This window comes from Caballeronia sp. S22, assembly GCF_964261745.1.
Lineage (GTDB): Bacteria > Pseudomonadota > Gammaproteobacteria > Burkholderiales > Burkholderiaceae > Caballeronia > Caballeronia jiangsuensis.
The window spans coordinates 1,969,933-1,993,804 of record NZ_OZ180035.1 but is presented as its reverse complement, the minus strand read 5'-3'; the positions used below and the strand labels follow the sequence as shown (position 1 = coordinate 1,993,804).

Annotated in this window: 26 protein-coding genes and 1 tRNA gene; 12 read left to right on the top strand and 15 right to left on the bottom strand. The window is 63.2% G+C overall.

What is annotated here, in order from left to right:
* The first annotated feature begins 99 nt into the window (after positions 1-99).
* Positions 100-699, top strand: a complete 600-nt coding sequence (locus ACEN42_RS09385; protein WP_371879776.1) for a short chain dehydrogenase — start codon at positions 100-102, stop codon at positions 697-699.
* Here ACEN42_RS09385 and ACEN42_RS09380 read toward each other — a convergent pair.
* The 5 genes from ACEN42_RS09380 to ACEN42_RS09360 form a co-directional block, all read right to left on the bottom strand.
* Positions 689-979 carry a hypothetical protein gene (locus ACEN42_RS09380; protein WP_187604953.1) on the bottom strand — a complete coding sequence of 97 codons (291 nt, stop codon included), beginning with the start codon at positions 977-979 and terminating at the stop codon, positions 689-691. The genes ACEN42_RS09385 and ACEN42_RS09380 overlap by 11 nt on opposite strands.
* A 203-nt stretch (positions 980-1,182) precedes the next feature.
* Positions 1,183-1,437: a hypothetical protein gene (locus tag ACEN42_RS09375; protein WP_250483474.1), complete on the bottom strand. Its 255-nt coding sequence runs from the start codon at positions 1,435-1,437 to the stop codon at positions 1,183-1,185.
* 88 nt (positions 1,438-1,525) lie between these two features.
* Positions 1,526-1,602 (bottom strand) — tRNA-Pro (locus ACEN42_RS09370).
* Between the two features lie 89 nt (positions 1,603-1,691).
* Complete coding sequence (locus ACEN42_RS09365) at positions 1,692-2,102, bottom strand: hypothetical protein (protein ID WP_187604951.1); 411 nt, start codon at positions 2,100-2,102, stop codon at positions 1,692-1,694.
* Between the two features lie 140 nt (positions 2,103-2,242).
* Complete coding sequence (locus tag ACEN42_RS09360; protein WP_035503454.1) at positions 2,243-3,133, bottom strand: LysR family transcriptional regulator; 891 nt, start codon at positions 3,131-3,133, stop codon at positions 2,243-2,245.
* A gap of 103 nt (positions 3,134-3,236) precedes the next feature.
* Between ACEN42_RS09360 and ACEN42_RS09355 the strand changes: the two genes are divergently transcribed.
* Positions 3,237-3,653, top strand: coding sequence for a DoxX family protein (locus tag ACEN42_RS09355; protein ID WP_371879775.1), 417 nt, complete (start codon positions 3,237-3,239; stop codon positions 3,651-3,653).
* Positions 3,654-3,656: 3 nt separating this feature from the next.
* Here the strand turns inward: ACEN42_RS09355 and ACEN42_RS09350 are convergent, their stop codons facing one another.
* On the bottom strand, positions 3,657-4,580 hold the full coding sequence (locus tag ACEN42_RS09350) for a LysR family transcriptional regulator (protein WP_238210392.1): 924 nt from the start codon (positions 4,578-4,580) through the stop codon (positions 3,657-3,659).
* A 58-nt stretch (positions 4,581-4,638) separates the two neighbouring features.
* Positions 4,639-5,457 (bottom strand): IclR family transcriptional regulator, encoded by an 819-nt coding sequence (locus tag ACEN42_RS09345; RefSeq protein WP_250483477.1) that lies wholly within the window; start codon positions 5,455-5,457, stop codon positions 4,639-4,641.
* 230 nt (positions 5,458-5,687) lie between these two features.
* Here ACEN42_RS09345 and ACEN42_RS09340 point away from each other — a divergent pair, with 230 nt between their 5' ends.
* The 6 genes from ACEN42_RS09340 to pcaC are packed head-to-tail and all read left to right on the top strand — an operon-like array spanning position 5,688 to position 10,836.
* The gene (locus tag ACEN42_RS09340; protein ID WP_035503462.1) at positions 5,688-6,380 is read left to right on the top strand and encodes a 3-oxoacid CoA-transferase subunit A; all 693 of its coding nucleotides are present in this window, start codon (positions 5,688-5,690) and stop codon (positions 6,378-6,380) included.
* A gap of 12 nt (positions 6,381-6,392) precedes the next feature.
* Positions 6,393-7,049: a 3-oxoacid CoA-transferase subunit B gene (locus ACEN42_RS09335; RefSeq protein ID WP_250483479.1), complete on the top strand. Its 657-nt coding sequence runs from the start codon at positions 6,393-6,395 to the stop codon at positions 7,047-7,049.
* A gap of 33 nt (positions 7,050-7,082) precedes the next feature.
* Positions 7,083-8,285, top strand: coding sequence for a 3-oxoadipyl-CoA thiolase (gene pcaF / locus ACEN42_RS09330; RefSeq protein WP_187604946.1), 1,203 nt, complete (start codon positions 7,083-7,085; stop codon positions 8,283-8,285).
* A 4-nt stretch (positions 8,286-8,289) separates the two neighbouring features.
* A complete protein-coding gene (locus ACEN42_RS09325; protein ID WP_371879774.1) occupies positions 8,290-9,657 on the top strand; it encodes a 3-carboxy-cis,cis-muconate cycloisomerase in 1,368 nt (455 codons plus the stop codon).
* Between the two features lie 4 nt (positions 9,658-9,661).
* On the top strand, positions 9,662-10,456 hold the full coding sequence (gene pcaD, locus ACEN42_RS09320) for a 3-oxoadipate enol-lactonase (protein ID WP_371879773.1): 795 nt from the start codon (positions 9,662-9,664) through the stop codon (positions 10,454-10,456).
* On the top strand, positions 10,453-10,836 hold the full coding sequence (gene pcaC / locus ACEN42_RS09315; protein ID WP_238287955.1) for a 4-carboxymuconolactone decarboxylase: 384 nt from the start codon (positions 10,453-10,455) through the stop codon (positions 10,834-10,836). The genes pcaD and pcaC overlap by 4 nt, the downstream gene beginning before the upstream one ends.
* An 82-nt stretch (positions 10,837-10,918) precedes the next feature.
* On the opposite strand, the gene ACEN42_RS09310 is transcribed toward pcaC, so the two are convergent.
* Both ACEN42_RS09310 and ACEN42_RS09305 read right to left on the bottom strand, forming a co-directional pair.
* A complete protein-coding gene (locus ACEN42_RS09310) occupies positions 10,919-12,211 on the bottom strand; it encodes a DUF3443 domain-containing protein (RefSeq protein ID WP_371879772.1) in 1,293 nt (430 codons plus the stop codon).
* A gap of 10 nt (positions 12,212-12,221) precedes the next feature.
* Positions 12,222-12,683 carry a DUF2844 domain-containing protein gene (locus ACEN42_RS09305; RefSeq protein WP_238210404.1) on the bottom strand — a complete coding sequence of 154 codons (462 nt, stop codon included), beginning with the start codon at positions 12,681-12,683 and terminating at the stop codon, positions 12,222-12,224.
* A 419-nt stretch (positions 12,684-13,102) separates the two neighbouring features.
* Between ACEN42_RS09305 and bamC the strand changes: the two genes are divergently transcribed.
* Both bamC and ACEN42_RS09295 read left to right on the top strand, forming a co-directional pair.
* The gene (gene bamC, locus ACEN42_RS09300) at positions 13,103-14,317 is read left to right on the top strand and encodes an outer membrane protein assembly factor BamC (RefSeq protein ID WP_371879771.1); all 1,215 of its coding nucleotides are present in this window, start codon (positions 13,103-13,105) and stop codon (positions 14,315-14,317) included.
* A gap of 465 nt (positions 14,318-14,782) precedes the next feature.
* Positions 14,783-15,073 (top strand): putative quinol monooxygenase, encoded by a 291-nt coding sequence (locus ACEN42_RS09295; RefSeq protein ID WP_035503481.1) that lies wholly within the window; start codon positions 14,783-14,785, stop codon positions 15,071-15,073.
* 15 nt (positions 15,074-15,088) lie between these two features.
* Here ACEN42_RS09295 and ACEN42_RS09290 read toward each other — a convergent pair whose 3' ends face one another.
* The 3 genes from ACEN42_RS09290 to ACEN42_RS09280 all read right to left on the bottom strand — a co-directional run bounded on the left by ACEN42_RS09290 (position 15,089) and on the right by ACEN42_RS09280 (position 17,946).
* Positions 15,089-15,349, bottom strand: a complete 261-nt coding sequence (locus ACEN42_RS09290; RefSeq protein ID WP_035503563.1) for a hypothetical protein — start codon at positions 15,347-15,349, stop codon at positions 15,089-15,091.
* Between the two features lie 153 nt (positions 15,350-15,502).
* The gene (gene aceB / locus ACEN42_RS09285) at positions 15,503-17,113 is read right to left on the bottom strand and encodes a malate synthase A (RefSeq protein ID WP_371879770.1); all 1,611 of its coding nucleotides are present in this window, start codon (positions 17,111-17,113) and stop codon (positions 15,503-15,505) included.
* A gap of 71 nt (positions 17,114-17,184) precedes the next feature.
* Positions 17,185-17,946: a haloacid dehalogenase type II gene (locus ACEN42_RS09280; protein WP_371879769.1), complete on the bottom strand. Its 762-nt coding sequence runs from the start codon at positions 17,944-17,946 to the stop codon at positions 17,185-17,187.
* Between the two features lie 180 nt (positions 17,947-18,126).
* Between ACEN42_RS09280 and ACEN42_RS09275 the strand changes: the two genes are divergently transcribed.
* Both ACEN42_RS09275 and ACEN42_RS09270 read left to right on the top strand, forming a co-directional pair.
* Positions 18,127-19,029, top strand: a complete 903-nt coding sequence (locus ACEN42_RS09275; RefSeq protein WP_035503487.1) for a LysR family transcriptional regulator — start codon at positions 18,127-18,129, stop codon at positions 19,027-19,029.
* A 144-nt stretch (positions 19,030-19,173) separates the two neighbouring features.
* Positions 19,174-19,608: a universal stress protein gene (locus ACEN42_RS09270; RefSeq protein ID WP_035503489.1), complete on the top strand. Its 435-nt coding sequence runs from the start codon at positions 19,174-19,176 to the stop codon at positions 19,606-19,608.
* Positions 19,609-19,733: 125 nt separating this feature from the next.
* Here ACEN42_RS09270 and aceA read toward each other — a convergent pair whose 3' ends face one another.
* The 3 genes from aceA to ACEN42_RS09255 form a co-directional block, all read right to left on the bottom strand.
* Positions 19,734-21,041, bottom strand: coding sequence for an isocitrate lyase (aceA, locus tag ACEN42_RS09265; RefSeq protein ID WP_238210410.1), 1,308 nt, complete (start codon positions 21,039-21,041; stop codon positions 19,734-19,736).
* Between the two features lie 378 nt (positions 21,042-21,419).
* Positions 21,420-23,075: a DEAD/DEAH box helicase gene (locus ACEN42_RS09260; RefSeq protein ID WP_371879768.1), complete on the bottom strand. Its 1,656-nt coding sequence runs from the start codon at positions 23,073-23,075 to the stop codon at positions 21,420-21,422.
* A 461-nt stretch (positions 23,076-23,536) separates the two neighbouring features.
* On the bottom strand, positions 23,537-23,806 hold the full coding sequence (locus ACEN42_RS09255) for an acyl-CoA-binding protein (protein ID WP_035503494.1): 270 nt from the start codon (positions 23,804-23,806) through the stop codon (positions 23,537-23,539).
* Between the last annotated feature and the right edge of the window lie 66 nt (positions 23,807-23,872).

The following is a 23,872-nucleotide window of genomic DNA, read 5'->3' as shown; positions in this document are numbered from 1 at the left end:
ACGCCACCGGCGACGGCAGTAGCATGGTTGCTTGCTGTTTCCTCGTCGCCGCGCCGGGCGTGGGCGCTGCGGCTTCATCACATCGATTCAGGAGGGCTTATGCGAGTGTTGCTCGTTGGCGCAACTGGGATGTTGGGCACGGAGATCAAACGGATTCTCGAGCCCGCGCACGAAGTGATCAGCGCGAGCCGCAAGGGCTCGGACATAGCCGTCGATTTGTCGGACAAGGCGAGCATCGTCGCGATGTACGAGAAGGTCGGGAAGGTCGGCGCTGTCGTGTGTGTCGGCGGCGCTGCGAAGTTCGCGCCGCTCGATGCGCTCGCTGATGACGACTATGCCTTCAGCCTCGCGAACAAACTCATGGGGCAGGTGAATCTCGTGCGCTGCGCGATCAGTCATGTCGATGAAGGCGGTTCCGTCACGCTGACGAGCGGCACGCTCGCTCAAGATCCGATGGTCGGCAGCGCGGCGGTGAGCCTCGTGAATGCGGGCGTCGAGGGATTCGTGCGCGCCGCCGCGCTCGAGTTGCAGGGCAAGCTGCGTGTGAACGTCGTGAGTCCGGGCTGGGTCTCGGAAACGTTGGCGTCGATGGGAAAGGATGGATCGCAAGGCATCGCGGCGGCCGACGTGGCGAAGGTGTACAAGCGCGCCGTCGACGAGACCATGACCGGGCAGACGCTGCCCGCGGCTAAGACTTGATGCCCGCGCGAAAGCGCCGCTTCGGGCCTGCCGCCGTTTCGGAACGGGTGACCGGCATCTTCACGTTGATCGACCAATAGACGATGCTCGGCCCGACGCCCCACGGCGGATAGATGCGCCAGTCGTCGGTGCCGTGGTGGAAGAAGTAGAGCGCGAAGCATCGGCCGGGCGTGGTCGCGCTCACGCACACATAGCGGCTGCCGCCGGGATAGATGCGCCCGAAGCGCGTGACGCGCGCGCGGCTCGCCGGATCGAACCATCGGGCGACTTCCGCGTGCAAGGCGGAGCAGGTTCGACCAGATCGGATACGCCGCTGTTGGGCGGTCGCTAGGACAGACAAAGGCATGGCGCGCCGTTCCTTATATATCACCTTAAGACTAAGGCTTAAATCACTGACATACAAGTGTTTTTTCGGCTTTTACGTTTGAGTAAAGAGGCGCTGGGCGTCTGTATTGCGGCCGTGTTCGGTCAGCGCGAACGGTGTCAGATGCTCATGCCCATCATGGCGGTCGCGTTGGTCAGGGTTTCCTCTTCGGCGCGGATCCTGAGCATGGCGTCTGCCAGGCGATAGTAGAGTTGCGCGCGCTGTTCGAGGAGCTCGGGTGGCGCGTCGATGGGAAGGCTGTCGCCAGCCATTGCGCCAGCCAGCGCCTGCCCCGCGAAGTAGTCTCGCAGTGACATGCCGTAGTTGCTGTTGCCGGGAAAAGCGCGCGGGTTGTTGAGCTTGTTATATGCCATTGTTCGTGCTCGTCTTCATCGATACGACGGCCTGTGATCGGCCAAAGAAAAAAGGCTCTCCGGCGAAAGCCGGAGAGCCTTTGATTTCTGGTCGGGGCGAGAGGATTTGAACCTCCGACCACCTGCACCCCATGCAGGTACGCTACCAGGCTGCGCTACGCCCCGAAAGAGCAAAAGTATATCAGAGAGAAACGAATAGTAGAACTGCTCCGAACAATTTCGCTGTTGCACTCACCAAATTCACTCGCTGCGCGTCAAAGCGTCAACTCGGATTGCGTGTAAGGCGAGGTTTGAATCTGCACCGCGCCTTCGCGCTCCGTTTCGCTCCGGCCGTGGGCATTCGCGCGCGCGAAGCGCTGACGCCGACGAAACCTCAATGCCATCAGCAGCGATATCGCGCACGGAACCAGATACGTGACGATCCGCTCGCTCCACGCGATCCTCGATCCGAGGCTGTCGTATTTCGTGCGCTCATGGAAGCCCGCGGATGCAAACACCATCGTCAGCGTGAAATCCAGAAGCATCGCCAATACGCAAAGCGCCAGGAAGAGCAGTGCGCCGTTCCATTTCAGCGCGCCGAGGCTCGCGTTCACGGCGCGGCAGATAAAGAGCGCCAGGCCAAGCAAGGTCAGACTGAAGGTCAGGGGAAGCCAAGGGAAATCCATATCGCGCGTGCCTCGCTTTCGGGTAACAGGGACGATCCCGGCGGCGCAAGATGTAATTTCCTGTCGCGTCTCGAGCGCCGATCCGGAAGCGGCGCGATATTCACACGCGAGACTCATCGATAAAATAAGAGTAATCCTAATTAAATTGGCCGATCGGCCAACGACTCCGAGAGGAAGTCGATGAAGGTCCGCACTTTCGTCGTCATGTATTTTCGGCTCGTATACACCGCGTACACCGACGGCGCGAACGCCGTATAGCTCGGCAGCACGCGTACGAGCGAGCCCGATGCCAGCTCGGGTTCCACGATCCACGCCGGAAAATACGCGAGGCCGAGTCCGGCGCGCACGAGTTGCAACGCCATCGACGTATCGTTGGTCTTGAGCACGGCCTGATTCTTCACGGTGAACGCGCCATCCGGCCCGGTCAGCGTCACGGAGTCGACGTTCGTGTATGTCGGCAACACGAAACGATGACGTGCGACATCGTCCGGATGGCGAAGCTTGCCGTGCTGTTCGAGATAGGCGCGCGAGCCGGCGAGCACGAAGGGCATCTTGCACAGCGGCCGCACGATCAGTGAGGGCGACGGCTCGGATGTCGCGCGGATCGCCATGTCGTAGCCTTCCTCGACCAGATCGACGAAGCGGTTCTCCAGCCGCAGATCGACAAGCACGCTCGGATAGCGCGCCTGATACGCGACGAGCAGATCGGCGAATGTGCGATTGGCGAACCAACCCGGCGCGGTGACCTTGAGCACGCCTTGCGGCTGCGCCGTCTGCACGCCGACCGCGGCTTCCGCCGCCTGCAGGATGTCGAGCGCCTCGCTGCACTGCTCGTAATAGACGTTGCCGGCTTCCGTGAGGCTCAGATGGCGCGTCGTGCGGTTCAGGAGGCGCACGCCCAATTGACGTTCCAGATTGGCGACGTGCTTGCTCGTCATGGCGGTGGAGATGTCGAGCCGCTCCGCGGCTTTCACGAAACTTCCCGCGTCGACGACTTCGCGAAATACGCGCAGGCTGGTCAAAGCATCCATCGATCATTTCCTGTGCGGAAACAAAACGCCAATATTAGCCGGATTTATCGACGGACGGTGTCTGCCTAGACTTGAGGTAATCCACCTTCATAGGAGTATTCCGATGTCTACGACTCAAGTTCGCTCAGTCTCGCCCAGCGTGCCGGCGCTAGCGAGCTACGTGCACGCGCTGTTGCGCATCGTCGCTTCGTATCTGTTGCTCACGCACGCGAGCGCCAAGCTGTTTCACGTTCCGCATATCGCGATGTTCGACGGCCTTCCACTCTTCTCCTTGCTCGGCGCGGCGGGCATCATCGAACTGGTCGGCGGCGTGCTTGTGCTGATCGGCTTTTTCACGCGCGCGGCGGCCTTCGTGCTGTCGGGCGAACTGGCGTTCGCTTATTTCATCGGACATGCACCGAATGGGCATTTCCTTCTGCCGCTCCTGAATCAGGGCGAGCCGGCCGTGCTGCTCTCGTTCATCTTTCTGTTCATCGCGGCGGCGGGACCGGGCGCGTGGAGCATCGACAACCGGCGTTAAAGGCTACTTGGGCCACTCGTCGAGCTCGTCGTTGAAGAGCGACGCGACGATCCGGCGCAGCCACATCGTGCGCGCGTCGTTGTGGAACTTGCGATGCCAGTGCTGCTTCAGATCGAAGCGCGGCAGCGCGAGCGGTGGCTCGGCGAGCGTGATCGACGCATGCTCGGCGACATACGCGAAGCCAATTGCATGCGGCACGGTCGCGATCAGATCGGTGCGCGACAGGATGAACGGCAGGCTCATGAAGTGCGGCGTCTCGAGCACCGCGCGGCGGCGCACGCGTTCCCTGTCGAGAAAATTCTCCAGAATCTCCTGGCTGCGGCCTTCGGCGCGCACGACCGCGTGGCCGGATTGCATGAAGCGCTCGAGCGTAAGCGGCTCGCTCGCGAACGGATGATCTCGCCGCATCAGACAGATGAAGCGATGCGAGAAGAGCCGCTGCTGAAAGAAGTTGTTGCCGCGCAGGTCCGGAAAATAGCCGACCGCGAGATCGATGTCGCCCGTTTCGAGCCCGCGCTCGACATCGCCGTGGGACACGGACACGGAGCGCAGATTCGCGTTCGGCGCTTCCTTCGCGAACGCCTGCAGGAGCCGCGGCAGGAAGACGATTTCGCCGACATCGGACAGCGCGATCGAGAAAGTGTCCGTGCTCGCCGACGCGTCGAAGTGCTGCCGGTCGAGCAGGCCGCGCTCGATGCAGGCCAGCGCCTCGCGCGCCGCGGGCACGAGCGCGACGGTGCGCGGCGTCGGTTCCATGCCGCGCGAGGTGCGCACGAAGAGCGGATCGTTGAAGTGCTCGCGCAGGCGCGCGAGCGCCGTCGACACACGCGGCTGGCTCACGCCGAGCCGCTCGGCCGCGCGGCTCACGTTGCGCGTCTCCTCGATGGCGACGAGGTACGGAATCAGATTCAGATCGAGGTCGTTCATGGCGTGATGCTCCGCCAACGATGTTGGCGCGCGGCATTCTCCACGTCAACGCGCGCCATCAGCCGCGCCGCGCGACCATGTCCGACACGCGCTGCGCCGCTTCCTGCAAAGGCTCCAAAAACGCCTTCACCATCTGCTTCGCGTTCTTGCGCTGGGCGTTCCCGCTGATGTTCAGCGCCGCGATTACGCGCCCCTGCCGGTCGCGGATCGGCGCGGACATCGAAATCAGTCCTTCCTCCAGTTCCTGATCGACGATCGCCCAGCCTTGACGGCGCACCACGGCGATCGCTTCCTTCAACGCGTCGCGGTCGACAATCGTGCGCGGTGTACGCGCGACGAGCGAGCTCGCATCGAGCACTTCGTCGAGACGCGCATCGTCGAGCGCGGCGAGCAGCACGCGGCCCATCGACGTGCAGAACGCGGGCAGGCGGCTGCCGATCGACAGATTCTGCGTGATGATCTTGTGCGTCGGCACGCGCAGCACATAGACGATCTCCGCGCCGTTCAGCACCGCCGCCGAACAGCTTTCGTGAACTTGCTCGACGAGGTCTTCCATCACCGGCTCGGCGAGATTCCAGAAGGGCATCGAAGTCAGGTACGCGAACCCGAGATCGAGGATTTTCGGCGTAAGTTGAAAGAGACGCCCGTCGGCCTCGACGTAGCCGAGCGCCTGCAGCGTCAGAAGAATGCGGCGTGCGCCCGCACGGGTAAGGCCGGTCGCGGCGGCGACATCGGTCAGTGTCTGAGCGGAGCGGTTCGCATCGAACGACCGGATCACCGCGAGCCCGCGCGCGAAAGACTGGACGTATGCATCACCGGGGCGCGCCTGCGCGTCTTGCGGCTCGGCGTCCGGATTGAGCGTGGCTGAATTCTTCATAAGGCTCGTCAGGAAAGAGGCGGACGGTCGGCGACTCCGTGAAAACCCGAGGTTTGCAGATGCTTCGTTGACACGACAACGAACGCAGGACTAACATGCCGATGTTCGCTAAACGAATCCATGTTCGCATGACGAACAATTTGAAGCAAGTCTGATTACCAACTGGTAAACCCGAATTCGGGAAGCGCGATCGCGGATCGGCAGTCCCGAAACAGGAGAAGGAACGGCACATGATCAACAAGATTTTCGATTCGCTCGCCTCGGCCGTGACCGACGTCCACGACGGCGCGACCATCATGATCGGCGGTTTTGGCACGGCGGGCATGCCGTCCGAGCTGATCGACGCGCTCATCGAGCAGGGCGCGCGCGAGCTCACGATCGTCAACAACAACGCCGGCAACGGCGACACGGGCCTGGCCGCGCTGCTCAAGGCCAAGCGCGTGCGCAAGATCATCTGCTCGTTCCCGCGTCAGACGGATTCATATGTGTTCGACGCGCTCTATCGCGCGGGCGAAATCGAACTGGAACTCGTGCCGCAGGGCAATCTGGCCGAGCGCATCCGTGCGGCGGGCGCGGGCATCGGCGGCTTTTTCACGCCGACCGGTTACGGCACGAAGCTCGCGGAAGGCAAGGAAACACGCGTGATCGACGGCAAGCACTATGTGCTCGAAGCGCCGCTGCACGCGGATTTCGCGCTCGTGAAGGCATTCAAGGGCGACCGCTGGGGCAATCTGGTCTATCGTAAAACTGCGCGCAACTTCGGCCCGATCATGGCGAGCGCCGCGAAAACGGCGATCGCGCAGGTGTCGAAGGTCGTCGCGCTCGGCGAGCTGGACCCCGAAAACATCGTGACGCCGGGCATTTTCGTGCAGCGCGTCGTGGAAGTGCCGCAAGCCGTGCATCAAGCCGAACTCGCAGCTTAAGGACGAAAAGCCATGAAGAAACTCACTCGTGACGAAATGGCCAAGCGCGTGGCCGCGGATATTCCCGAAGGCGCCTACGTGAATCTGGGCATCGGCGTGCCGACGCTCGTCGCCAATCACCTCGCGGCAGATCGCGAAATCTTCCTGCACAGCGAAAACGGTCTGCTCGGCATGGGCCCGGCGCCCGCTGCGGGCTCGGAAGACGACGAACTCATCAACGCCGGCAAGCAGCACGTGACGTTGCTCACGGGCGGTGCGTATTTCCATCACGCGGACTCCTTCGCGATGATGCGCGGCGGCCATCTCGACTTCTGCGTGCTCGGCGCGTTCCAGGTATCGGCGACGGGCGATCTCGCGAACTGGCACACCGGCGCGCCCGACGCGATTCCGGCCGTCGGCGGCGCGATGGATCTCGCGATCGGCGCAAAGCAGGTCTATGTGATGATGGAACTGCTCACGAAGCAGGGCGAAAGCAAGCTGGTCGCGGAATGTTCGTATCCGGTGACGGGCGTGCAGTGCGTGGACCGCGTGTACACCGACCTCGCCGTGTTCGACGTGACGCCGGAAGGCTTCGTCGTGCGCGAGATCGTGGAAGGCCTGTCGTTCGAAGAATTGCAGAAGCTGGCCAAGGTGCCGCTTCAATACGCGCCGCTGACCGAAGCCGCCTGAGCCTGAGAGACACAAAGAGAACTGGAGCAACTGATGAAAGAAGCTTTCGTATGTGATGCCATCCGCACGCCGATCGGCCGTTACGGCGGTTCGCTGTCCTCGGTGCGCGCCGACGATCTCGGCGCCGTGCCGCTGCGCGCGCTCGTCGAGCGCAACAAGGAAGTGGACTGGGAAGCCGTCGAAGAAGTGATCTACGGCTGCGCGAATCAGGCGGGCGAGGACAATCGCAACGTCGCGCGCATGTCGGCGCTGCTCGCGGGCTTGCCGATCAGCACGCCGGGCTCGACGGTGAACCGCCTGTGCGGTTCGGGCATGGACGCGATCGGCGTCGCGGCGCGCGCGATCAAGGCGGGCGAGACGAGCCTGATGATCGCGGGCGGCGTTGAAAGCATGAGCCGCGCGCCGTTCGTGATGGGCAAGGCGACGAGCGCATTCTCGCGTTCCGCCGAGATCCACGATACGACCATCGGCTGGCGTTTCATCAATCCGCTGATGAAGAAGCAATACGGCGTCGATTCGATGCCCGAGACCGCCGAGAACGTCGCGGACGATTACAAGATCAGCCGCGCCGATCAGGACGCGTTCGCCTTGCGCAGCCAGCAGAAGGCGGCGCGCGCGCAGAAAGACGGCACGCTGGCGCAGGAAATCGTCGCGGTGACGATTCCGCAGAAAAAGGGCGACGCGCTCATCGTCGATAAGGACGAGCATCCGCGTGAAACGAGTCTCGAAGCGCTCGCGAAGCTGAAGGGCGTCGTGCGTCCGGACGGCAGCGTGACGGCGGGCAACGCGTCGGGCGTGAACGACGGCGCGGTCGCGATGCTGATCGCCGACGAAGAAAGCGCGAAGCGCCACGGCCTCACGCCGCGCGCGCGCATTCTCGGCCTCGCCACCGCGGGTGTGCCGCCGCGCGTGATGGGCATCGGTCCGGGTCCGGCATCGCAGAAGCTGCTTGCGCGTCTTGGCATGACCATCGACCAGATGGACGTGATCGAGCTGAACGAAGCGTTCGCGTCGCAAGGACTCGCGACGCTGCGCATGCTCGGCGTCGCCGACGACGATCCCCGCGTGAACCCGAACGGCGGCGCGATCGCGCTGGGTCATCCGCTCGGCGCATCGGGCGCGCGTCTCGTCACGACCGCGAGCTATCAGCTTCATCGCACCGGCGGCCGCTTCGCGCTGTGCACGATGTGCATCGGCGTGGGCCAGGGCATCGCGATGATCATCGAGCGCGTCTGACCCGATGTTCGCATCCACGGGACGTCTCACCGATCTCGTTTGCGGCAACGCCGCCGCGAACGAAATCTGGTCGCCGCGTGCGACCGTGCAGGCGATGCTCGACGTCGAAGCTGCGCTCGCGCGCGCTTCGGCGCTGCATGGCGTGATTCCTTCGAGCGCGGTCGAGTCGATCGTCGCCGCTTGCAACGCGGACAACATCGACGCAAACGCGCTGATGACCGGCGCGCAAGCGGGCGGCAACCTCGCGATTCCGCTCGTCAAGCAACTGACGGCCGTCGTGAAGGCGAGCGATGCCGAAGCCGCGAAGTATGTGCACTGGGGCGCGACGAGTCAGGACATCATCGATACGGGCGTCGTGCTGCAATTGCGCGCGGCGCTCGATCTGCTCGATGCCGATTTACTCGCACTTTCCGATGCGCTCGTCATCCAGGCTCAAGCGCACAAAAAAACGCCGATGATCGGCCGCACCTGGCTTCAGCAGGCGCTGCCGATCACGCTGGGCCTGAAGTTCGCGCAATGGCTCGATGCGGTGACGCGCCATCGTGAGCGTCTTGGCGAGTTGCGTTCACGCTCGCTGGTGCTGCAATTCGGCGGCGCGGCGGGCACGCTCGCGAGTCTGCGCGACAAGGCGCTGCCCGTTGCGGCATCGCTCGCCGAAGATCTGAAGCTGACGCTGCCCGCGCTGCCGTGGCACACGCAGCGCGACCGTATCGCCGAAAGCGCGTCGTTCTTCGGGATGTTGACGGGCACGCTCGGCAAAATCGCGCGCGACATCTCGCTCATGATGCAGACCGAAGTCGGCGAAGTCGCGGAACCCGCTGCGGCAGGCAAGGGCGGTTCATCGACGATGCCGCACAAGCGCAATCCCGTCGGCTGCGCCGCGGTGCTCACCGCCGCGACGCGCGCGCCGAATCTCGTCGCGACGATCTTCGCCGGCATGGTTCAGGAACACGAACGCGCACTGGGCGGCTGGCAGGCCGAATGGGAAGCGCTGCCCGATCTCGCGCGTCTCACGGCGGGCGCGCTCGCGAACATCGTGGGCATCGTTCCGTCGATGGAAGTCAACGTCGAACGTCTCGCGCACAATCTCGATGCGACGAACGGCCTCGTGCTCGGCGAAGCGGTGATGCTCGCGCTCGGCGACGCCATCGGCAGGCTCGATGCGCACAAGCTCGTCGAAGGCGCATCGAAGGCATCGGTCGCGAACGGCACCTCGCTCTTCGACGAACTCGCCGCGAACGAAACCGTCACGCGCCATCTGTCGCAAGATCAACTGAAGCAATTGCTCGATCCGGCGAACTACGTCGGTCAGGCGCAGGCGTTCGTCGCCGCCGCCATTGCGAGCGCCAACTCGAAAAAACAGGAGCAGTAAAAACATGCCTCTTGCCGAAGTGAACGGAACGCGGATTCACTATCGCATCGATGTCACGGCGGGCGACAACGCGCCGTGGCTCGTGCTGTCGAATTCGCTCGGCGCCGATGTCTCGATGTGGACGCCGAACATCGAAGCCTTCGCGAAGCATTTCCGCGTGGTGCGTTACGACACGCGCGGCCACGGCCATTCCGATGTGCCAAAAGGACCGTACACGATCGATCAACTGATCGGCGACGTGATCGGCCTGATGGATCATCTGAAAATCGAGCGCGCGAATTACTGCGGCCTGTCGATGGGCGGGCTGACCGGCATCGGTCTTGCCGCGCGTCATCCGGAGCGCTTCTCGCGCGTCGTGCTGTCTAACACCGCCGCGCTGATCGGCTCGGACGCGGTGTGGACGCCGCGCGCCGCGAAGGCGCGCGAGCCGGGCGGCATGCCCGCGCTGACCGACGCCGTGATCGCACGCTGGTTCACCGCGCCGTTCATCGAGCGCGAGCAACTCGAACTCGCGAATATCCGCGACGTGTTTCGCCACACCTCGGGCGACGGTTACGCGTCGAACTGCGAGGCGATCCGCGACGCCGATCTGCGCGACGAAGCCAAAACGATCACGCTGCCGGTGCTCGTGATCGCGGGCACGCACGATCTGTCGACGACGGCCGAGCAGGGCCGCGAACTCGCGGGTTACATCGGCGGATCGCGTTACCTCGAACTGGACGCGGCGCACCTGTCAAACATCGAAAAGCGCGACGACTACACGCGCGCCGTCCTCGATTTCATCGGAGAACAAAAATGACCGACGACGAACGCTACGAAGCCGGGATGAAGGTGCGCCGCGCGGTGCTGTCCGATGCGCACGTGGACCGCTCGCTTGCGAATCGCACGGAGCTGACGACGGAGTTCCAGAACTTCATCACGCGCTATGCATGGGGCGAGATCTGGACGCGCGAGGGCTTGCCGCGCCATACGCGCAGCCTTCTCACGATCGCGATGATGGTCGCGCTGAACCGCGGCGAGGAACTCGCGTTGCACTTGCGCGCGGCGAAGAACAACGGCGTGACGCAGGACGAGATCAAGGAAGTGCTGTTGCAGACGGCGGTCTACTGCGGCGTGCCGGCGGCCAATTCGGCCTTCCACCTCGCGCAGAAGATCTTCGACGAGGAAAGCAAGGCGTAGTCACGCAACACGTTCGACACGTTCGACACATTCGACAGAAAGCCGTCTCCGGGCAACCGGAGACGGCTTTTCGTTTCTGGAATCAGAACGCGTAATACGGTCCCGGTCCCGCCGGCGTCGCGCGTCCTTCGAGCGCCGTGAACACGCGGCGCCCGTAGAAGAACGGCAAGCCCCAGTCGAAGAAGCCGCTCGCCGTGCCAGCGAGATTATCGAAGGCGAAGTTGCCCGTACCGAACAACGCCGTCGATTGCGCGACCGTGAAGCTCACCGCGCTTTGCGCGCCGCTCGACGAGCGGATCGTCGCCGCGATCGTCTGCGGTGAGGACGGGCAGTACCACACGCCGCATCGGGCCAGTGTCGTCGACGGGAAGAAGACGCCGTTCGATCCGCTGTCGATGAAGCTCGATCCGTACTGGCTGCCGCCGAAATCCGTCGTGACATAGCCGGACACGGAGCTCGACTTGAGGACCGTCGCCGAGCCGAGCAGATTGTTCGATTGCGAGCCGATGCCGAACGTCATCGTTCCGGTCACGGTGGCCGCGCCGCTGTCCGGTACGTCGGGAAGCTCGATGAGCACGCCGTTGTTGTCGGTGGCGAAATTGGCGACCGGATTGGTCACCTGCTGCGCGACCGCCAGCGTGCTCGCGACGCAGTTGCCCGAGATGCAACTGTAGTACCAGCGCGGCAACGCGGACACCGCGCATCCGGCGCCGCAATCGGCGGTGAAGGGCCCGACGCCGAGTATGCCGTTGCCGCGCAAGGACGACGCGGTGAGCATCGGCAGGCCGGACTGGCTGCAATCCTGTGGAGCGCCGGATGCGGCGCTATCGGCGATCAACTGGACGGATGTGGAGCGCGCGACCTGGCCGGCGAGCCGGACATCGGCCGTACGCACCGCGCCCCACGTATAGCCGGAACCGAACACCGCACATTCCGCAACGATCGCGCTTTGATTGCTGCCCGCGACGAGCGGCAACGCAATCGACGGGCTGAGCGCGGATGCGAGGACGCGTAGGCCATGCGAGCCGGTATCGACCTGAATGTTATCGATGGTCTGACAGGTGTTCGTGCCAGGCACGCAGATCGTCACGCTGGTTTGCAGCATGTTGCGCGTGTTGGTGGGCGTGCTGGTGACGCGGATCGTCTGGACGTTGGGCGTCGTCGATTGCACCACGCTCGTGTTCGCGGACGAAGTCGATGGCGCGCTTGCGGGCACGGCGGCGCTCGCTGTGTTCGGCGCGCTCGTTGTCGCTGGCGCGCTTGCCTGCTGGGGCGGCGCGGCGGAACTGCCGTCCGAGCCACCGCCGCCGCCGCAGCCGTGAAGCAGGACGCAGAGCGCGAGCAGGGGCATCGAGAGAAGGGCGCGAGTGTTCATCGTCGGCTCCTTACTGGATGTCGGTCGACATCACGCCCGGCGGCAGGGCGCTCGCGAGCCATGCGCGTCCGCTAAACTCGCGCAGCCGCACACGATTTTCGACGACGAGATCGCCTTGCTCGACGCGCGTCGCATGCAGGCCGGCATCGCCCACCGACGCATTCGCGCCTTGCCTGAACGTCTCGAAGTACGCGCCGAGCAGCGAGTGGATGTCCGGCATGGCGGGCCCGCGCCAGGAAACCGCGTACACCGCGCCACTCGAATCGACATACTCACGCACGACGATGCCTTGCGCGTCGATCGTTTCGCGATATTGCACGAATGCGTCCTGCGCCTTCTGCACGACATCGCTGTCCGATGCCCCGGCAGCGCGCCCGGTCGCGCCGAGTTGCGCGAAGGCGGGCGCGGTCGCGCTGCTTGCGAGGATCGTCAGGCCCGCGATCACGTAGTGAGGAATTCTGATCTTTCTCATATGCTTTCTCTCCGTTAATTAGGACTCTTCTTATTTTCTGGAAGAGATTTTAGAGATAAGCACGACAAGGCGATACGGGGCGACAGGCAGAAGCAAACGGATCGAATCTGCAAGTCGAACCGATGAAACTTCATAAGAATCATTATGTTGCAAACGGCGACAGGTGGAATTGCCGTTTTTTGTGATTGTCATAAATTGTCAATTCGATGCGGAGCGACTTAAATACGAGATGGAAATGCGCTATTTAGCTGCTTTCGATCCGCATTCAGCGGCGAAGAGCAACTTCTGAAATGTGCGCGCTCCAAACGCCCGCCAGAGGCTGCCTGGTCCTCTTTTTTTCACGGCGCGGCGCCGGACCGGTAAAATGCTGGGTTGATCCACGGAAGAACGCCCGTGGCGTAGCGGAAGGACTTCTCCAAATGACAGATTTTCGTGTAACCAAGCGCATCACTGCGCTTTTCGCGGTGGCCGGAATCGTGGCGGGATGTGGCTCGTCCAATCCCAACGCATTCAACTACAAGAGCGATCAGCGTTCGAAACAGGTGTCTCTCGCCGTTCCGCCGAATCTGCTCGATGAAGCGGCCGACCAGCGCTCGCTGCCGCCGCAGGGCGGTCAGACGTCGCTGTCCGAGCTCCAGCAAGTCCAGAAAGTCGCACCGAACGCGCCCACGGTGGTTCCGCCGGTGTCGGGCATGCACGTTCAACGCGACGGCACCGAGCGCTGGCTCGTCGTCGATGGCAAGACGCCCGATCAGGTGTGGCCGCAGGTTCGCCGCTTCTGGCAGGAGCAGGGCTTCCTGCTCGTCGTCGATCAGCGCGACAAGGGCGTGATGGAAACGGACTGGAACGAAACCCATCCGCAGATTTCGGACGGCCTGATCCGCGACACCCTCTCCAAGGCAACGGGCAATTCGTATGTCACGGCTGAGCGCAACAAATACCGCACGCGCCTCGAAACGGCGCCGAGCGGCGGCACCTACGTGTTCATCAGTCAGAAGGGCATGCGCGAGGCGCTGACCGGCGTGAACAACGATTCGAGCCAGTGGCAGGCGCGCCCGAACGATCCGGCGCTCGAAAACGAATATCTGAAGCGCCTGATGTCCTCGCTCGCGATGGCCGATCAACGGGCGGCTTTGGGCGGCGCGACGCCGCTCGACACGCTGGCGCCGGCCGGTGCAGCCGGTGCGGCGGGCGCCGCGAAGGGCGGCGATTCGAAGGCCGCGTCGGTTGCGGCGCAGAACGTCACGAACGCCGGCAACTCGCCTATCCGCAACGAGGTCGTGCCTGAGGCCACGTCGTCGCAACTGACGTTGCCGGAAGCGTATGACCGCGCGTGGTTGCGCGTGGGCATCGCGCTCGATCGCGCCAACTTCACGGTGGACGATCGCGACCGCAGCAAGGGCGTCTACTTCGTGCGCTATGTCGATCCGACGGACAAGACATCGGCGGAGCAGGGTTTCTGGAGCCAGGTGTTCCACGGCCGCAAGGAAATGAAGGCGAAGCAATATCAGGTCAACGTGCGCGCCGTCACCGAGCAGCAGACGCGCGTGGCGATCGTCGACGACAAGGGGGATCTCGATTCATCCCCGCAGGCGCGCCAGATCATGGCGTTGCTCGCCGACCAGATCAGCTGATCGTTTTCCAAGCTCGATCGCCCGAAAAACCGCCTCGTTTACGAGGCGGTTTTTTTATGGCCTCCTACGCCGCCCCATCCGCGCAAACGATTTATTCAGCATGCATAGAAATGCGAGCGTCGGGTAAGAATTGCGCAGACAATTCTTTCTATCGGGAAATGTGCGCAAAAGCTTATAGAAATGAACGCGTGGACAGTACATTGCATCAATGGCGTAATTCACCCGCCCGAAGCTCTTCGAAAGCGCGCTCATCCGGCGTGTCGCACCGTACAAACAGACGATTGGTTCGCTACGCGCGAACCCCGATGGCCCCGTCGCCTATCCTCGTAGGGCGACGGTTTTTGCCCGCGTTCGCTTGGAACGCGGGCTTTTTCTTTTGACACGCCAATCGGTGTTTTCGGCGATGTCCGTCGCGCACGGTTATGCTCCTGATTTCATCGTTTCAACGAAAACAGGAGAACACTCATGTCGGAAGTTGCCGTCGTCGCTATTTTCGTCGCCAAGCCGGGCAAGGAAGAGGAACTGAGGCAAGTGCTCGAAGCCAACGTCGAGCCGACGCGCAAGGAACCGGGCGCGCTGCAGTACGACTTGCACCGCGACATCAAGGAGCCGCGGCGCTTCATCTTCGTCGAACGCTGGGAGAGCGAAGCCGCGCTCGCGAAGCACGGCGAATCGGCGCATATTCAGGCGTTTCGCGCCAAAGCGCCGGATCTATACGAGCACGGCGAGGTCCGCGTAGCGAGCAAGATCGTCTGACGGCGAAGACCGTCTTCAGTGCGTTTCGTGCGGCACGTCGAGGATGAGGATGATGGTCCAGTCGGCGTCGCCGTCGTGATGATACTGGCGCTCCGCGACGATGAACGGCTGCTGCTTGCCGCTCGGCCCGAGGAAAAGCACGTCGCCTTCCATCGGCAGACATTCGACCGGCGGCAGCGCCAGATACGAGTCCTTGTTCACGTTGCGCGGCATCAGTTTTTCGATCTTGCGCGATGCCGCTTCGGTCCATTCGATATCGAGCTGGATATTGCTCATGCTGTCGTTCGCACGGTGAGTGCGCTCCACGGTTGAATCGTTGAAAAGACGATGCGCAATGTAGCACACGCCGTGCTCGATCCATGAGGCGCGCCAAACGGAAAAACGGCCCTGAGGCCGTTTTTCCGTCATGCGTCAGAACCCGCGAAACGCTCAGATTTCCTCGTACAGCGGCAGCGTCAGAAACTCGGTGAACTGCGCCGATGTCGACATTTCCTCGAAGATCTTCGCGGCGCGCTCGTAAGGCTTCGTGTCCGCGCCAGTCGCGCTGACGGCCTGTTTCACCTTCTCCAGTTCGTCGATGGTGATGTCGCGCACCATCGCGGCCGTGACCTTGCGGCCGTCTTCGAGCTTGCCCTTCGGCGAGCGGATCCATTGCCACACTTGCGAACGCGAAATCTCCGCGGTCGCGGCGTCTTCCATCAAGTTGTGGATCGGCACGCAGCCATTGCCCGCGAGCCACGAACCGAGATAGTGCACGCCGACGTTCACGTTGTTGCGCAGGCCCGCTTCGGTGATCGGCTCTTCCGGACGGAAATCGAGCAGATCGTGCGCGGTAACCTGCACGTCGGTGCGCTGCTTTTCGATCTGATTCGGCTTGTCGCCGAGCACCTTCACGAACTCTTCCATCGCCACCGGCACGAGTCCCGGATGCGCGACCCAGCCGCCGTCGTAGCCGTCGGTCGCGTCGCGCGCCTTGTCGGAGCGCACGCCGCCCATCGCCTTGTCGTTCGCTGCCGGATCGTTCTTGATCGGAATCAGCGCGGACATGCCGCCGATCGCCGGCGCGTTGCGCTTGTGGCAGGTCTTCAGCAGTTCGAGCGCATAGGCACGCATGAACGGCGAGGTCATCGTGATCTTCGCGCGATCGGCGAGGCAGAAGTTCGTGTCGTTCTTAAACTTCTTGATCGCCGAGAAGATGTAATCCCAGCGGCCCGCGTTGAGCCCGGAGCTATGCTCGCGCAGCTCGTACAGGATCTCGTCCATCTCGAAGGCCGCAAGAATCGTTTCGACGAGCACCGTCGCGCGAATCGTGCCGCGCGCAATGCCGACGCCTTCCTGCGCCGCGACGAAGATGTCGTTCCACAGGCGCGCTTCGAGATGGCTTTCCATCTTCGGCAGATAGAAGTAGGGGCCGCTGCCGCGCGCGATCAGTTCCTTCGCGTTATGAAAGAGGAAGAGCGCGAAATCGAAGATCCCGCCCGACACGCGCTGACCGTCGACGCTCACGTGCTTTTCATCGAGATGCCAGCCGCGCGGACGCACGATCAGCGTCGCGATCGTATCGTTGAGCTTGTACGACTTGCCGTTCTGCTCCAGCGAGATCGTGCGGCGCACGGCTTCCTTCAGGTTCATCTGGCCGACGATCTGGTTGTCCCAGTTCGGCGCGTTCGAATCCTCGAAGTCGGTCATGTACGAATCCGCGCCGGAGTTGAGCGCGTTGATGATCATCTTGCGCTCGACCGGACCCGTGATCTCTACGCGCCGGCGTTGCAGATCCTTCGGCAGCGGCGCGACTTTCCAGTCGCCTTCGCGGATCGATTTCGTTTCTTCGAGGAAGCCGGGGCGCTCGCCCGCGTCGAGACGTTTGGTGCGTTCGACGCGCGCCGCGAGCAGTTGCTGGCGGCGCGGTTCGAACTGGCGATGCAGCGAGGCGACGAACGCCAGCGCCTCGGGCGTCAGGATGGTCTCGTAGCCGGGCTTGATGTCGGCTGAGATTGCCATGCCTTTCGGAAGCGAAAGCGGATTCGATGGATGCGTCATGGTTTTCTCCTTGGTCGGTCAGACGGTTTTGCTAGTGGTTGTGCTTGAAACAATGAAAAGGCAGCCGGCGGCTAAGTGCTGGGCGGCCGGCGTGCGCTGCCCGATTTGCGGCTTTTCGATGCGGCCGCCGCGCGCGCAGCGCCGCCTTCGATGAACGCGATGAGTTCGGCCATGCCACGGCCGCTGCCATGCGGCGTGACGCCGAGTTCCTCGAATGGCAGCGCGGCGCGGTTGATCCAGAAGGTCGTGTAGCCGAACCATGTCGCGCCGGCGACGTTCCAGCCGTTGCTCGACGCGAACACGATGTCGCGCGCGGCGGCGCCGAAGGCACGCGTGCCGAGTTCGTATGCGGCGGCGGCGGGCTTGTAGGCGCGCGCCGAATCGGCCGACAGCACGTGATCGAAAAGCCCGCTCATGCCGGCGCTTTTCACCGCGACGTCGAGCATCGGCGGGTTGCCGTTCGAAAGAATCGCAAGCGGCATCGCGAGGTCATCGCGCAACGATCTGAGCGCGGGCACGGTGTCGGGAAAGGCGGAAAGGCACGCGTATTCGTCCATCAGCCGCTTCTCGGCGGCGCTCGTCAGCGCGTCGGCGAGTTTCAGACGCGCGGCGGCGTGGCGCAGCGCATCGATCGTGATCTTCCAGAAAGGCTCGTAATGCGCGCCCGCCGGATCGGCGAGCGTGCGCAGTTGCGTGTATTCGATCTGCTTGCGGCGCCAGAGCTTCGAGAGCGCGTCGCCCTGGCCGGGAAAAAGCTGCTCGGCGGCCGCGACGACCGAATGGACGTCGAAGAGCGTGCCGTAAGCGTCGAAGATGACTGCTCGGGGAAGCATGGAGGATTCGAAGGACGATGCGGGTGTCGTTATGGCCGACATAGCCGTGCGCTCCGTTTAGAGGTCGGAATCGATTGTATTCGTGATCTCAGTGATGGTAAAAGCACCGCAGCATCACTTGATCTTTTACTTTTGCTTATCTAATCTGAGCGTGCGTACCCTTATTGACGACGAACACGCATGGATCGATTCAAGCAGATTGAGACCTTTGCCTCGGTTGCCGCGAAGGGCAGCCTCTCGGCGGCGGCGCAGGCGGAGGGCATCGCGCCGGCTGTCATCGGGCGCAGGCTCGATGCTCTCGAAGAGCGGCTCGGCGTAAAGCTGCTCGTGCGCACCACGCGCAGGATCACGCTCACTTTCGAAGGCTCCGCGTTTCTCGAGGACTGCCAGCGCATCATCAACGACATGCAGAACGCGGAGGCGAGCGTCTCGGCGGGCGGCGTGAAGGCGAGCGGGCATTTGCGCGTATCGGCGCCGGCGGGCTTCGGGCGACGTCACGTCGCGTCGCTCGTGCCGAAGTTCACGACGCTGCATCCGGATGTGTCCGTCAGTCTCGATCTGACCGACCGCATGGTCGATCTCGTCAACGAAGGCTTCGACTGCGCGGTGCGTCTGGGCGAACTGCCGGATTCGTCTCTCGTGTCGCTGAAACTCGGAGAGAACCGGCGCGTGTGCGTCGCATCGCCCGACTATCTCGCGAAGCGCGGCGAGCCCGCCGATCTCGCCGCGCTCGCCCATCACAACTGCCTCGCGCTCGGCGCGTCGGCGAATCAGCAGCGCGGCTGGGTATTCGAGCAGGACGGCAAGGTCGTGACGATCAAGGTTTCCGGCACGATGGAGTGCTCGGACGGCGCGGTGCTGCACGAATGGTGTCTCGAAGGTCGCGGCCTCGCGTGGCGCTCGTGGTGGGAAGTGGGCGAGGACATCGGCGCGGGGCGTCTCATGAGCGTGCTCGATGCGTTCGCCGCGCCGCCGATCGGCATTCATGCGGTGTTTCCGCAGAGAAGGCATTTGCCGTTGCGTGTGCGATTGTTTCTCGATCTGCTCAAACATACGTATAACGCGACGGGGTATTGGGGGTGAGTCCCTGGAGAAACTTCGGATTCCTATGCGGGCGCACAGCGACGGCCGAAGCGGCGCTTCGCCGCGCACTTTCATCGAAACTTTCTCCGCTTCCATCCCCGTTACTACAATACAACCACGCACCTAAACGTGACGGGGGACGCCATGTTCAAACACATACTCGTGCCGACCGACGGCTCCGAGCTATCGCAAAAGGCCATCGACGGCGCGATCGATCTCGCGCAATCCGTTGGCGCGCGCATCACGGCTTACGCGTGCCTGCCGCAATATCCGTATTCGCCTTTCGCCGATGTCGCCGTCGAGCCGCCCGACGACTTCCACGCCCGCGCCGAAAACGAAGCGCGTGAGCACCTGCGCGCGGTCGAGCGCGCCGCCGAGAGCGCCGGCGTGGCCTGCACGAGCGTGACGAGCATCGATGCCGCGCCGTATATCGGCATCATCGAGGCAGCCGAGCAAAACGGCTGCGACGTGATTCTGATGGCATCGCACGGACGTCGTGGCCTCGGAAGCTTGCTTATCGGCAGCGAAACGCAGCGCGTGCTGACGCATACGAAGATTCCGGTCATCGTGTACCGCTGATGCTCAAACGAAAAGCGCACGCGACGCGCTTTCGTTTGAGCGTCGGGCCGTGGCGCATTGCTGCATGCGCCACGGCCGATGCTTCTTTTCACCGCTCTCCCTGATTCAACCTGCCTGATGCGGTATTACGCGACCTTCTTGTCGAAGAACTGCTCGTCTTCGGTCGAGCCGTGCAGCGCGGTCGTCGATGCGTCGCGCTCGACCGTCTGCGTGACGGCGTCGAAGTAGCCCGTGCCCACTTCGCGCTGATGCTTCACCGCCGTGAAGCCCTTGTCGGCGGCGGCGAATTCGGCCTGCTGCAACTCGACGAACGCGCTCATCTGCGAACGGGCGTAGCCGTGCGCGAGGTTGAACATCGAGTAGTTCAGCGCGTGGAAGCCCGCGAGCGTGATGAACTGGAACTTGTAGCCCATCGCGCCCAGTTCGCGCTGGAACTTGGCGATGGTCGCGTCGTCCAGATTCTTCTTCCAGTTGAACGACGGCGAGCAGTTGTACGACAGCATCTTGTCCGGGAACTGCTTGTGGATCGCTTCGGCGAACTTCTTCGCGTATTCGAGATCCGGCTTGCCGGTTTCGCACCACACGAGGTCCGCGTACGGCGCGTAGGCGAGGCCGCGCGAAACCGCCTGTGCGAGACCCGGCTTCGTGCGGAAGAAGCCTTCCACGGTGCGCTCGCCGGTGAGGAACGGCTTGTCGTTGTCGTCGATGTCGGACGTGACGAGATCGGCGGCTTCGGCATCGGTGCGCGCGATGAGCAGCGTCGGCACGCCGCACACGTCCGCAGCGAGGCGCGCGGCCGACAGCTTCGCGACGTTCTCGCGCGTCGGCACGAGCACCTTGCCGCCCATGTGGCCGCACTTCTTGACTGATGCCAGTTGATCTTCGAAGTGCACGCCCGCCGCGCCGGCTTCGATCATCGCCTTCATCAGTTCGAACGCGTTGAGCACGCCGCCGAAGCCCGCTTCGGCATCGGCCACGATCGGCGCGAAGTAGTCGATATAGCCTTCGTCGCCCGGATTCTTGCCTTCCGACCATTGAATCTGATCGGCGCGCGTGAGTGTGTTGTTGATACGCTTCACGACGAGCGGCACGGAGTTCGCTGGATACAGCGACTGGTCCGGATACATTTCGCCCGCGACGTTGGCGTCGCCGGCCACCTGCCAGCCCGACAGATAGATCGCCTTGAGGCCGGCCTTGACCTGCTGCATCGCCTGATTGCCGGTCAGCGCGCCGAGCGCGTTGACGAAAGGCTCCTCGTGAATCGACGCCCACAGCCTCTCGGCGCCGCGGCGTGCGAGCGTGTGCTCCGGCTGCACCGAGCCGCGCAGACGCACGACGTCATCCGCCGAGTAGCCGCGCTTGATGCCTTTCCAGCGCGGATCGGATTCCCATTGCTGCTGGAGTTGCTGGGCCTGTTGTTGGCGTGAGGTCATGGCGTTTCTCCTCTAGACCGGACTGATCTTCCTGAAATGGCTTTGAGCTGCGATGCGCCTGGGTGGGCGGCCTACGTTTGCTCAACTCTTATATAAGAGTCTAGGCAAACGACGATCTGCGAAACACCCCTCGGAAGGAGATTTACGCATTATTTTTATCGCAATAAATCAATCAGATACGATCGGCATACCGTATCGCGGAACGATGTTTTCTATCTTGCAACGGACGAGTTTGTGCCGCGCAGCACATCTTTTGCGACACAAAAGAACATTGCACATCGTGAAATTTGGCGACGGGACGAAAAAAAACCGATGCGCGAGGCATCGGTTTTTTGTCGAATCAGAGAACGGTGATCGAAACCGTTCCCTGAAAGCCGCTTAGCTGCCGCGGCGCGGGGCGCGCGGGCCGTCGTTGCGGCGTGCGCTGTAGCCGTCGCGCGAGCCGAAGCCGCCTTCGCCACGGTTGCCGCCGCGATAACCGCCGTCGCTGTTGCCACCGCGATAACCGCCATCGCTGTTGCCGCCACGATAGCCGCCGCCGTCACGCGAACCTGCGTTCGATTTGTTGCCATAGCCGCCCGCGTTGCCCGGACCGAAGCCCCGGCCGCTGCTGCTGCTACCGCCGCCGTTGCCGCCGAAACGACGACCACCGCCGCCGTTGCCGCCCGGACGGCCACGACCGCCGCCGCCACCGAAACCACCCTTCGGCGGCGCCCTGCGCGGCTCGAAGCCCGCAACGACGTTCACCGGCAGCGGCGTGCGCACGAAGCGCTCGATGCGCTTCAGCGCGCCCATTTCGGCGTAATGCACGAGGCTCACCGCCGTGCCGCTACGGCCGGCTCGACCGGTACGGCCGATACGGTGCACGTAGTCTTCCGCGAACTTCGGCAGGTCGTAGTTGAAGACGTGCGTGATGCCGGGAATGTCGATGCCGCGCGCCGCGACATCCGTCGCGACCAGCACGCGCACACGGCGCTCGCGCAGCGCACGGATCGTGCGATTGCGCGCGCCTTGCGGCAGATCGCCGTGCAGCGCGGCGGATTCGAAGCCCGCGTCGGCGAGACGATTGGCGATGAGATCGGCGTCGCTCTTCGTCGCCGTGAAGACGATCGCCTGATCGAGACCGGAGTCGCGCAACAGGTGGTCGAGAAGACGATCCTTGTGATCGCGGTCATCCACGTAATGCACGGCCTGCGCGATGTTGCCGTTCGCTTCGAGCTTCTGCACGATCTCGATGCGCTCCGGATCCTTCAGCAGACGCCCGGTCAGCGACGTGATCTTGCTGTCGATGGTCGCGGAGAAGAGCAGCGTCTGACGCGAGGCCGGCGTCGCGTCGACGATACGCTCGATGTCTTCGATGAAGCCCATGTCGAGCATGCGGTCGGCTTCGTCGAGCACGAGCATGTCCAGGTTCGACAGATCGATACGGCCGCGCTCGAGGTGATCGATCAGACGTCCGGGCGTCGCGACGAGAATCTCGGGATTCTTGGCGAGCAGCATCAATTGCTGGCCATAGGCGACACCGCCGAGAATGCTGACGGTGCGCAGACGGCGCAGGTGCTTGCCGTACGTGGTCGCGGCGGTGGAAACCTGCATCGCGAGTTCGCGTGTCGGCGTGAGCACGAGCAGGCGCGGACGCGCGACCGGCTGCGGACGACGGCCACGCGCCGCATTCGGGTCACGCGGTTCGCGCGACTGCTGCGCTTCCTGCTTTTGCAGTTGCGAGAATTTTTCGATGGCCGGCAGCATGAATGCCGCCGTCTTGCCCGAACCGGTCGGGCTGGAAACGAGCAGGTCGCGGCCGGCGAGCGCTGCGGGAATCGCGCGCTGCTGCACGGGCGTCGGGTTCTGGTAGCCCGCGGCGGTCAGCGCGGACACGATATCGGCGCAAAGGCCGAGCGATTCGAAACTGGGGCCGGCGGGCTTTTCTGCCTGCGCTGCGGGTGCGTCGGTGGCCGGGATGTCGGCGGTGGGGGCGATGCCAATGTTTGCTGCGAGATTGTCCAACGGGCTAGCGGTGAAGCTCGAAGTCATGTCGATCCTTGAAACGAGGAATAAGGCGTCGGCGCCAATCGGCATACCCAAGTCGTTGGATTCAGCGAGCGAAGAAACAGCGAGCAAATCGAAAAACGGGGGCTGCTCGCGCGAACGTGCGGCGAGCATGTTTTGTTAGAAGCTGTATCGGATACGGCAGGCTCTATCGTTCGAACATGAACGACGGGCGCTGACGTCAGCCTGGTGCATGACGGGCCGCGAAACATACTGCGCGCAATAAAACCGCGCAACGGCCTAGCAGGGAGGGGACAGTTTCTAAACTGGATTGGGGCGAAACGCTACGAAGCGCCTTGCTGCGCGAGGCTTTGCCGAAGAAGCAGGCAACTCGCAGTCGAGCGCTAGCCGCAAGTATATCTGAATTTGCTGCACCGCGCCACATTTTGAAGCGTGGCCGCGCCATCGCAGGGCATCGACGGCGCGGGGTGTCATCCGGAAGAGCGTCAGGCCGCTTCGCCTCGCTTGAGCGACTCGACGAGTTCCACGTAGCGCGCTTTCGCATCGTCGGCGGGGGTGCCTTCGAGCGCTGCCCACGCTTCGTATTTGTACTTGCCGGCGATGTCCGTGAAACCCGGCTTGTCGCCTTGCACATCGCCTACGCTCGCCTGCTTGAACAACGCGTAGAGACGCAACAGCGTGAGATTGCCGGGACGCTCGGGCAACTGGGTTACGTCGGTCTGGGCGGCAGCGAATTGCTGGTCGATGTCGGTCATGCGTTCTCCGTTCTTATCGAGATAGGACCGGACGATCTTAGCAAGCGAGGCGGGCGAGACAGGTCG

Bases quoted from the DNA above. Each gene is read 5' to 3' on its own strand.
- ACEN42_RS09260 (WP_371879768.1), bottom strand. From the start codon at position 23,075: ATGACTTCGAGCTTCACCGCTAGCCCGTTGGACAATCTCGCAGCAAAC.
- ACEN42_RS09280 (WP_371879769.1), bottom strand. From the start codon at position 17,946: ATGCTTCCCCGAGCAGTCATCTTCGACGCTTACGGCACGCTCTTCGAC.
- aceB (WP_371879770.1), bottom strand. From the start codon at position 17,113: ATGACGCATCCATCGAATCCGCTTTCGCTTCCGAAAGGCATGGCAATC.
- ACEN42_RS09345 (WP_250483477.1), bottom strand. From the start codon at position 5,457: ATGAAGAATTCAGCCACGCTCAATCCGGACGCCGAGCCGCAAGACGCG.
- ACEN42_RS09360 (WP_035503454.1), bottom strand. From the start codon at position 3,133: ATGGATGCTTTGACCAGCCTGCGCGTATTTCGCGAAGTCGTCGACGCG.
- ACEN42_RS09375 (WP_250483474.1), bottom strand. From the start codon at position 1,437: ATGGCATATAACAAGCTCAACAACCCGCGCGCTTTTCCCGGCAACAGC.
- ACEN42_RS09340 (WP_035503462.1), top strand. From the start codon at position 5,688: ATGATCAACAAGATTTTCGATTCGCTCGCCTCGGCCGTGACCGACGTC.
- ACEN42_RS09290 (WP_035503563.1), bottom strand. From the start codon at position 15,349: ATGAGCAATATCCAGCTCGATATCGAATGGACCGAAGCGGCATCGCGC.
- pcaD (WP_371879773.1), top strand. From the start codon at position 9,662: ATGCCTCTTGCCGAAGTGAACGGAACGCGGATTCACTATCGCATCGAT.
- ACEN42_RS09275 (WP_035503487.1), top strand. From the start codon at position 18,127: ATGGATCGATTCAAGCAGATTGAGACCTTTGCCTCGGTTGCCGCGAAG.
- ACEN42_RS09270 (WP_035503489.1), top strand. From the start codon at position 19,174: ATGTTCAAACACATACTCGTGCCGACCGACGGCTCCGAGCTATCGCAA.
- bamC (WP_371879771.1), top strand. From the start codon at position 13,103: ATGACAGATTTTCGTGTAACCAAGCGCATCACTGCGCTTTTCGCGGTG.
- aceA (WP_238210410.1), bottom strand. From the start codon at position 21,041: ATGACCTCACGCCAACAACAGGCCCAGCAACTCCAGCAGCAATGGGAA.
- ACEN42_RS09385 (WP_371879776.1), top strand. From the start codon at position 100: ATGCGAGTGTTGCTCGTTGGCGCAACTGGGATGTTGGGCACGGAGATC.
- ACEN42_RS09310 (WP_371879772.1), bottom strand. From the start codon at position 12,211: ATGAACACTCGCGCCCTTCTCTCGATGCCCCTGCTCGCGCTCTGCGTC.
- pcaF (WP_187604946.1), top strand. From the start codon at position 7,083: ATGAAAGAAGCTTTCGTATGTGATGCCATCCGCACGCCGATCGGCCGT.
- ACEN42_RS09335 (WP_250483479.1), top strand. From the start codon at position 6,393: ATGAAGAAACTCACTCGTGACGAAATGGCCAAGCGCGTGGCCGCGGAT.
- ACEN42_RS09295 (WP_035503481.1), top strand. From the start codon at position 14,783: ATGTCGGAAGTTGCCGTCGTCGCTATTTTCGTCGCCAAGCCGGGCAAG.
- ACEN42_RS09355 (WP_371879775.1), top strand. From the start codon at position 3,237: ATGTCTACGACTCAAGTTCGCTCAGTCTCGCCCAGCGTGCCGGCGCTA.
- ACEN42_RS09365 (WP_187604951.1), bottom strand. From the start codon at position 2,102: ATGGATTTCCCTTGGCTTCCCCTGACCTTCAGTCTGACCTTGCTTGGC.
- ACEN42_RS09255 (WP_035503494.1), bottom strand. From the start codon at position 23,806: ATGACCGACATCGACCAGCAATTCGCTGCCGCCCAGACCGACGTAACC.
- ACEN42_RS09305 (WP_238210404.1), bottom strand. From the start codon at position 12,683: ATGAGAAAGATCAGAATTCCTCACTACGTGATCGCGGGCCTGACGATC.
- ACEN42_RS09350 (WP_238210392.1), bottom strand. From the start codon at position 4,580: ATGAACGACCTCGATCTGAATCTGATTCCGTACCTCGTCGCCATCGAG.
- ACEN42_RS09325 (WP_371879774.1), top strand. From the start codon at position 8,290: ATGTTCGCATCCACGGGACGTCTCACCGATCTCGTTTGCGGCAACGCC.
- pcaC (WP_238287955.1), top strand. From the start codon at position 10,453: ATGACCGACGACGAACGCTACGAAGCCGGGATGAAGGTGCGCCGCGCG.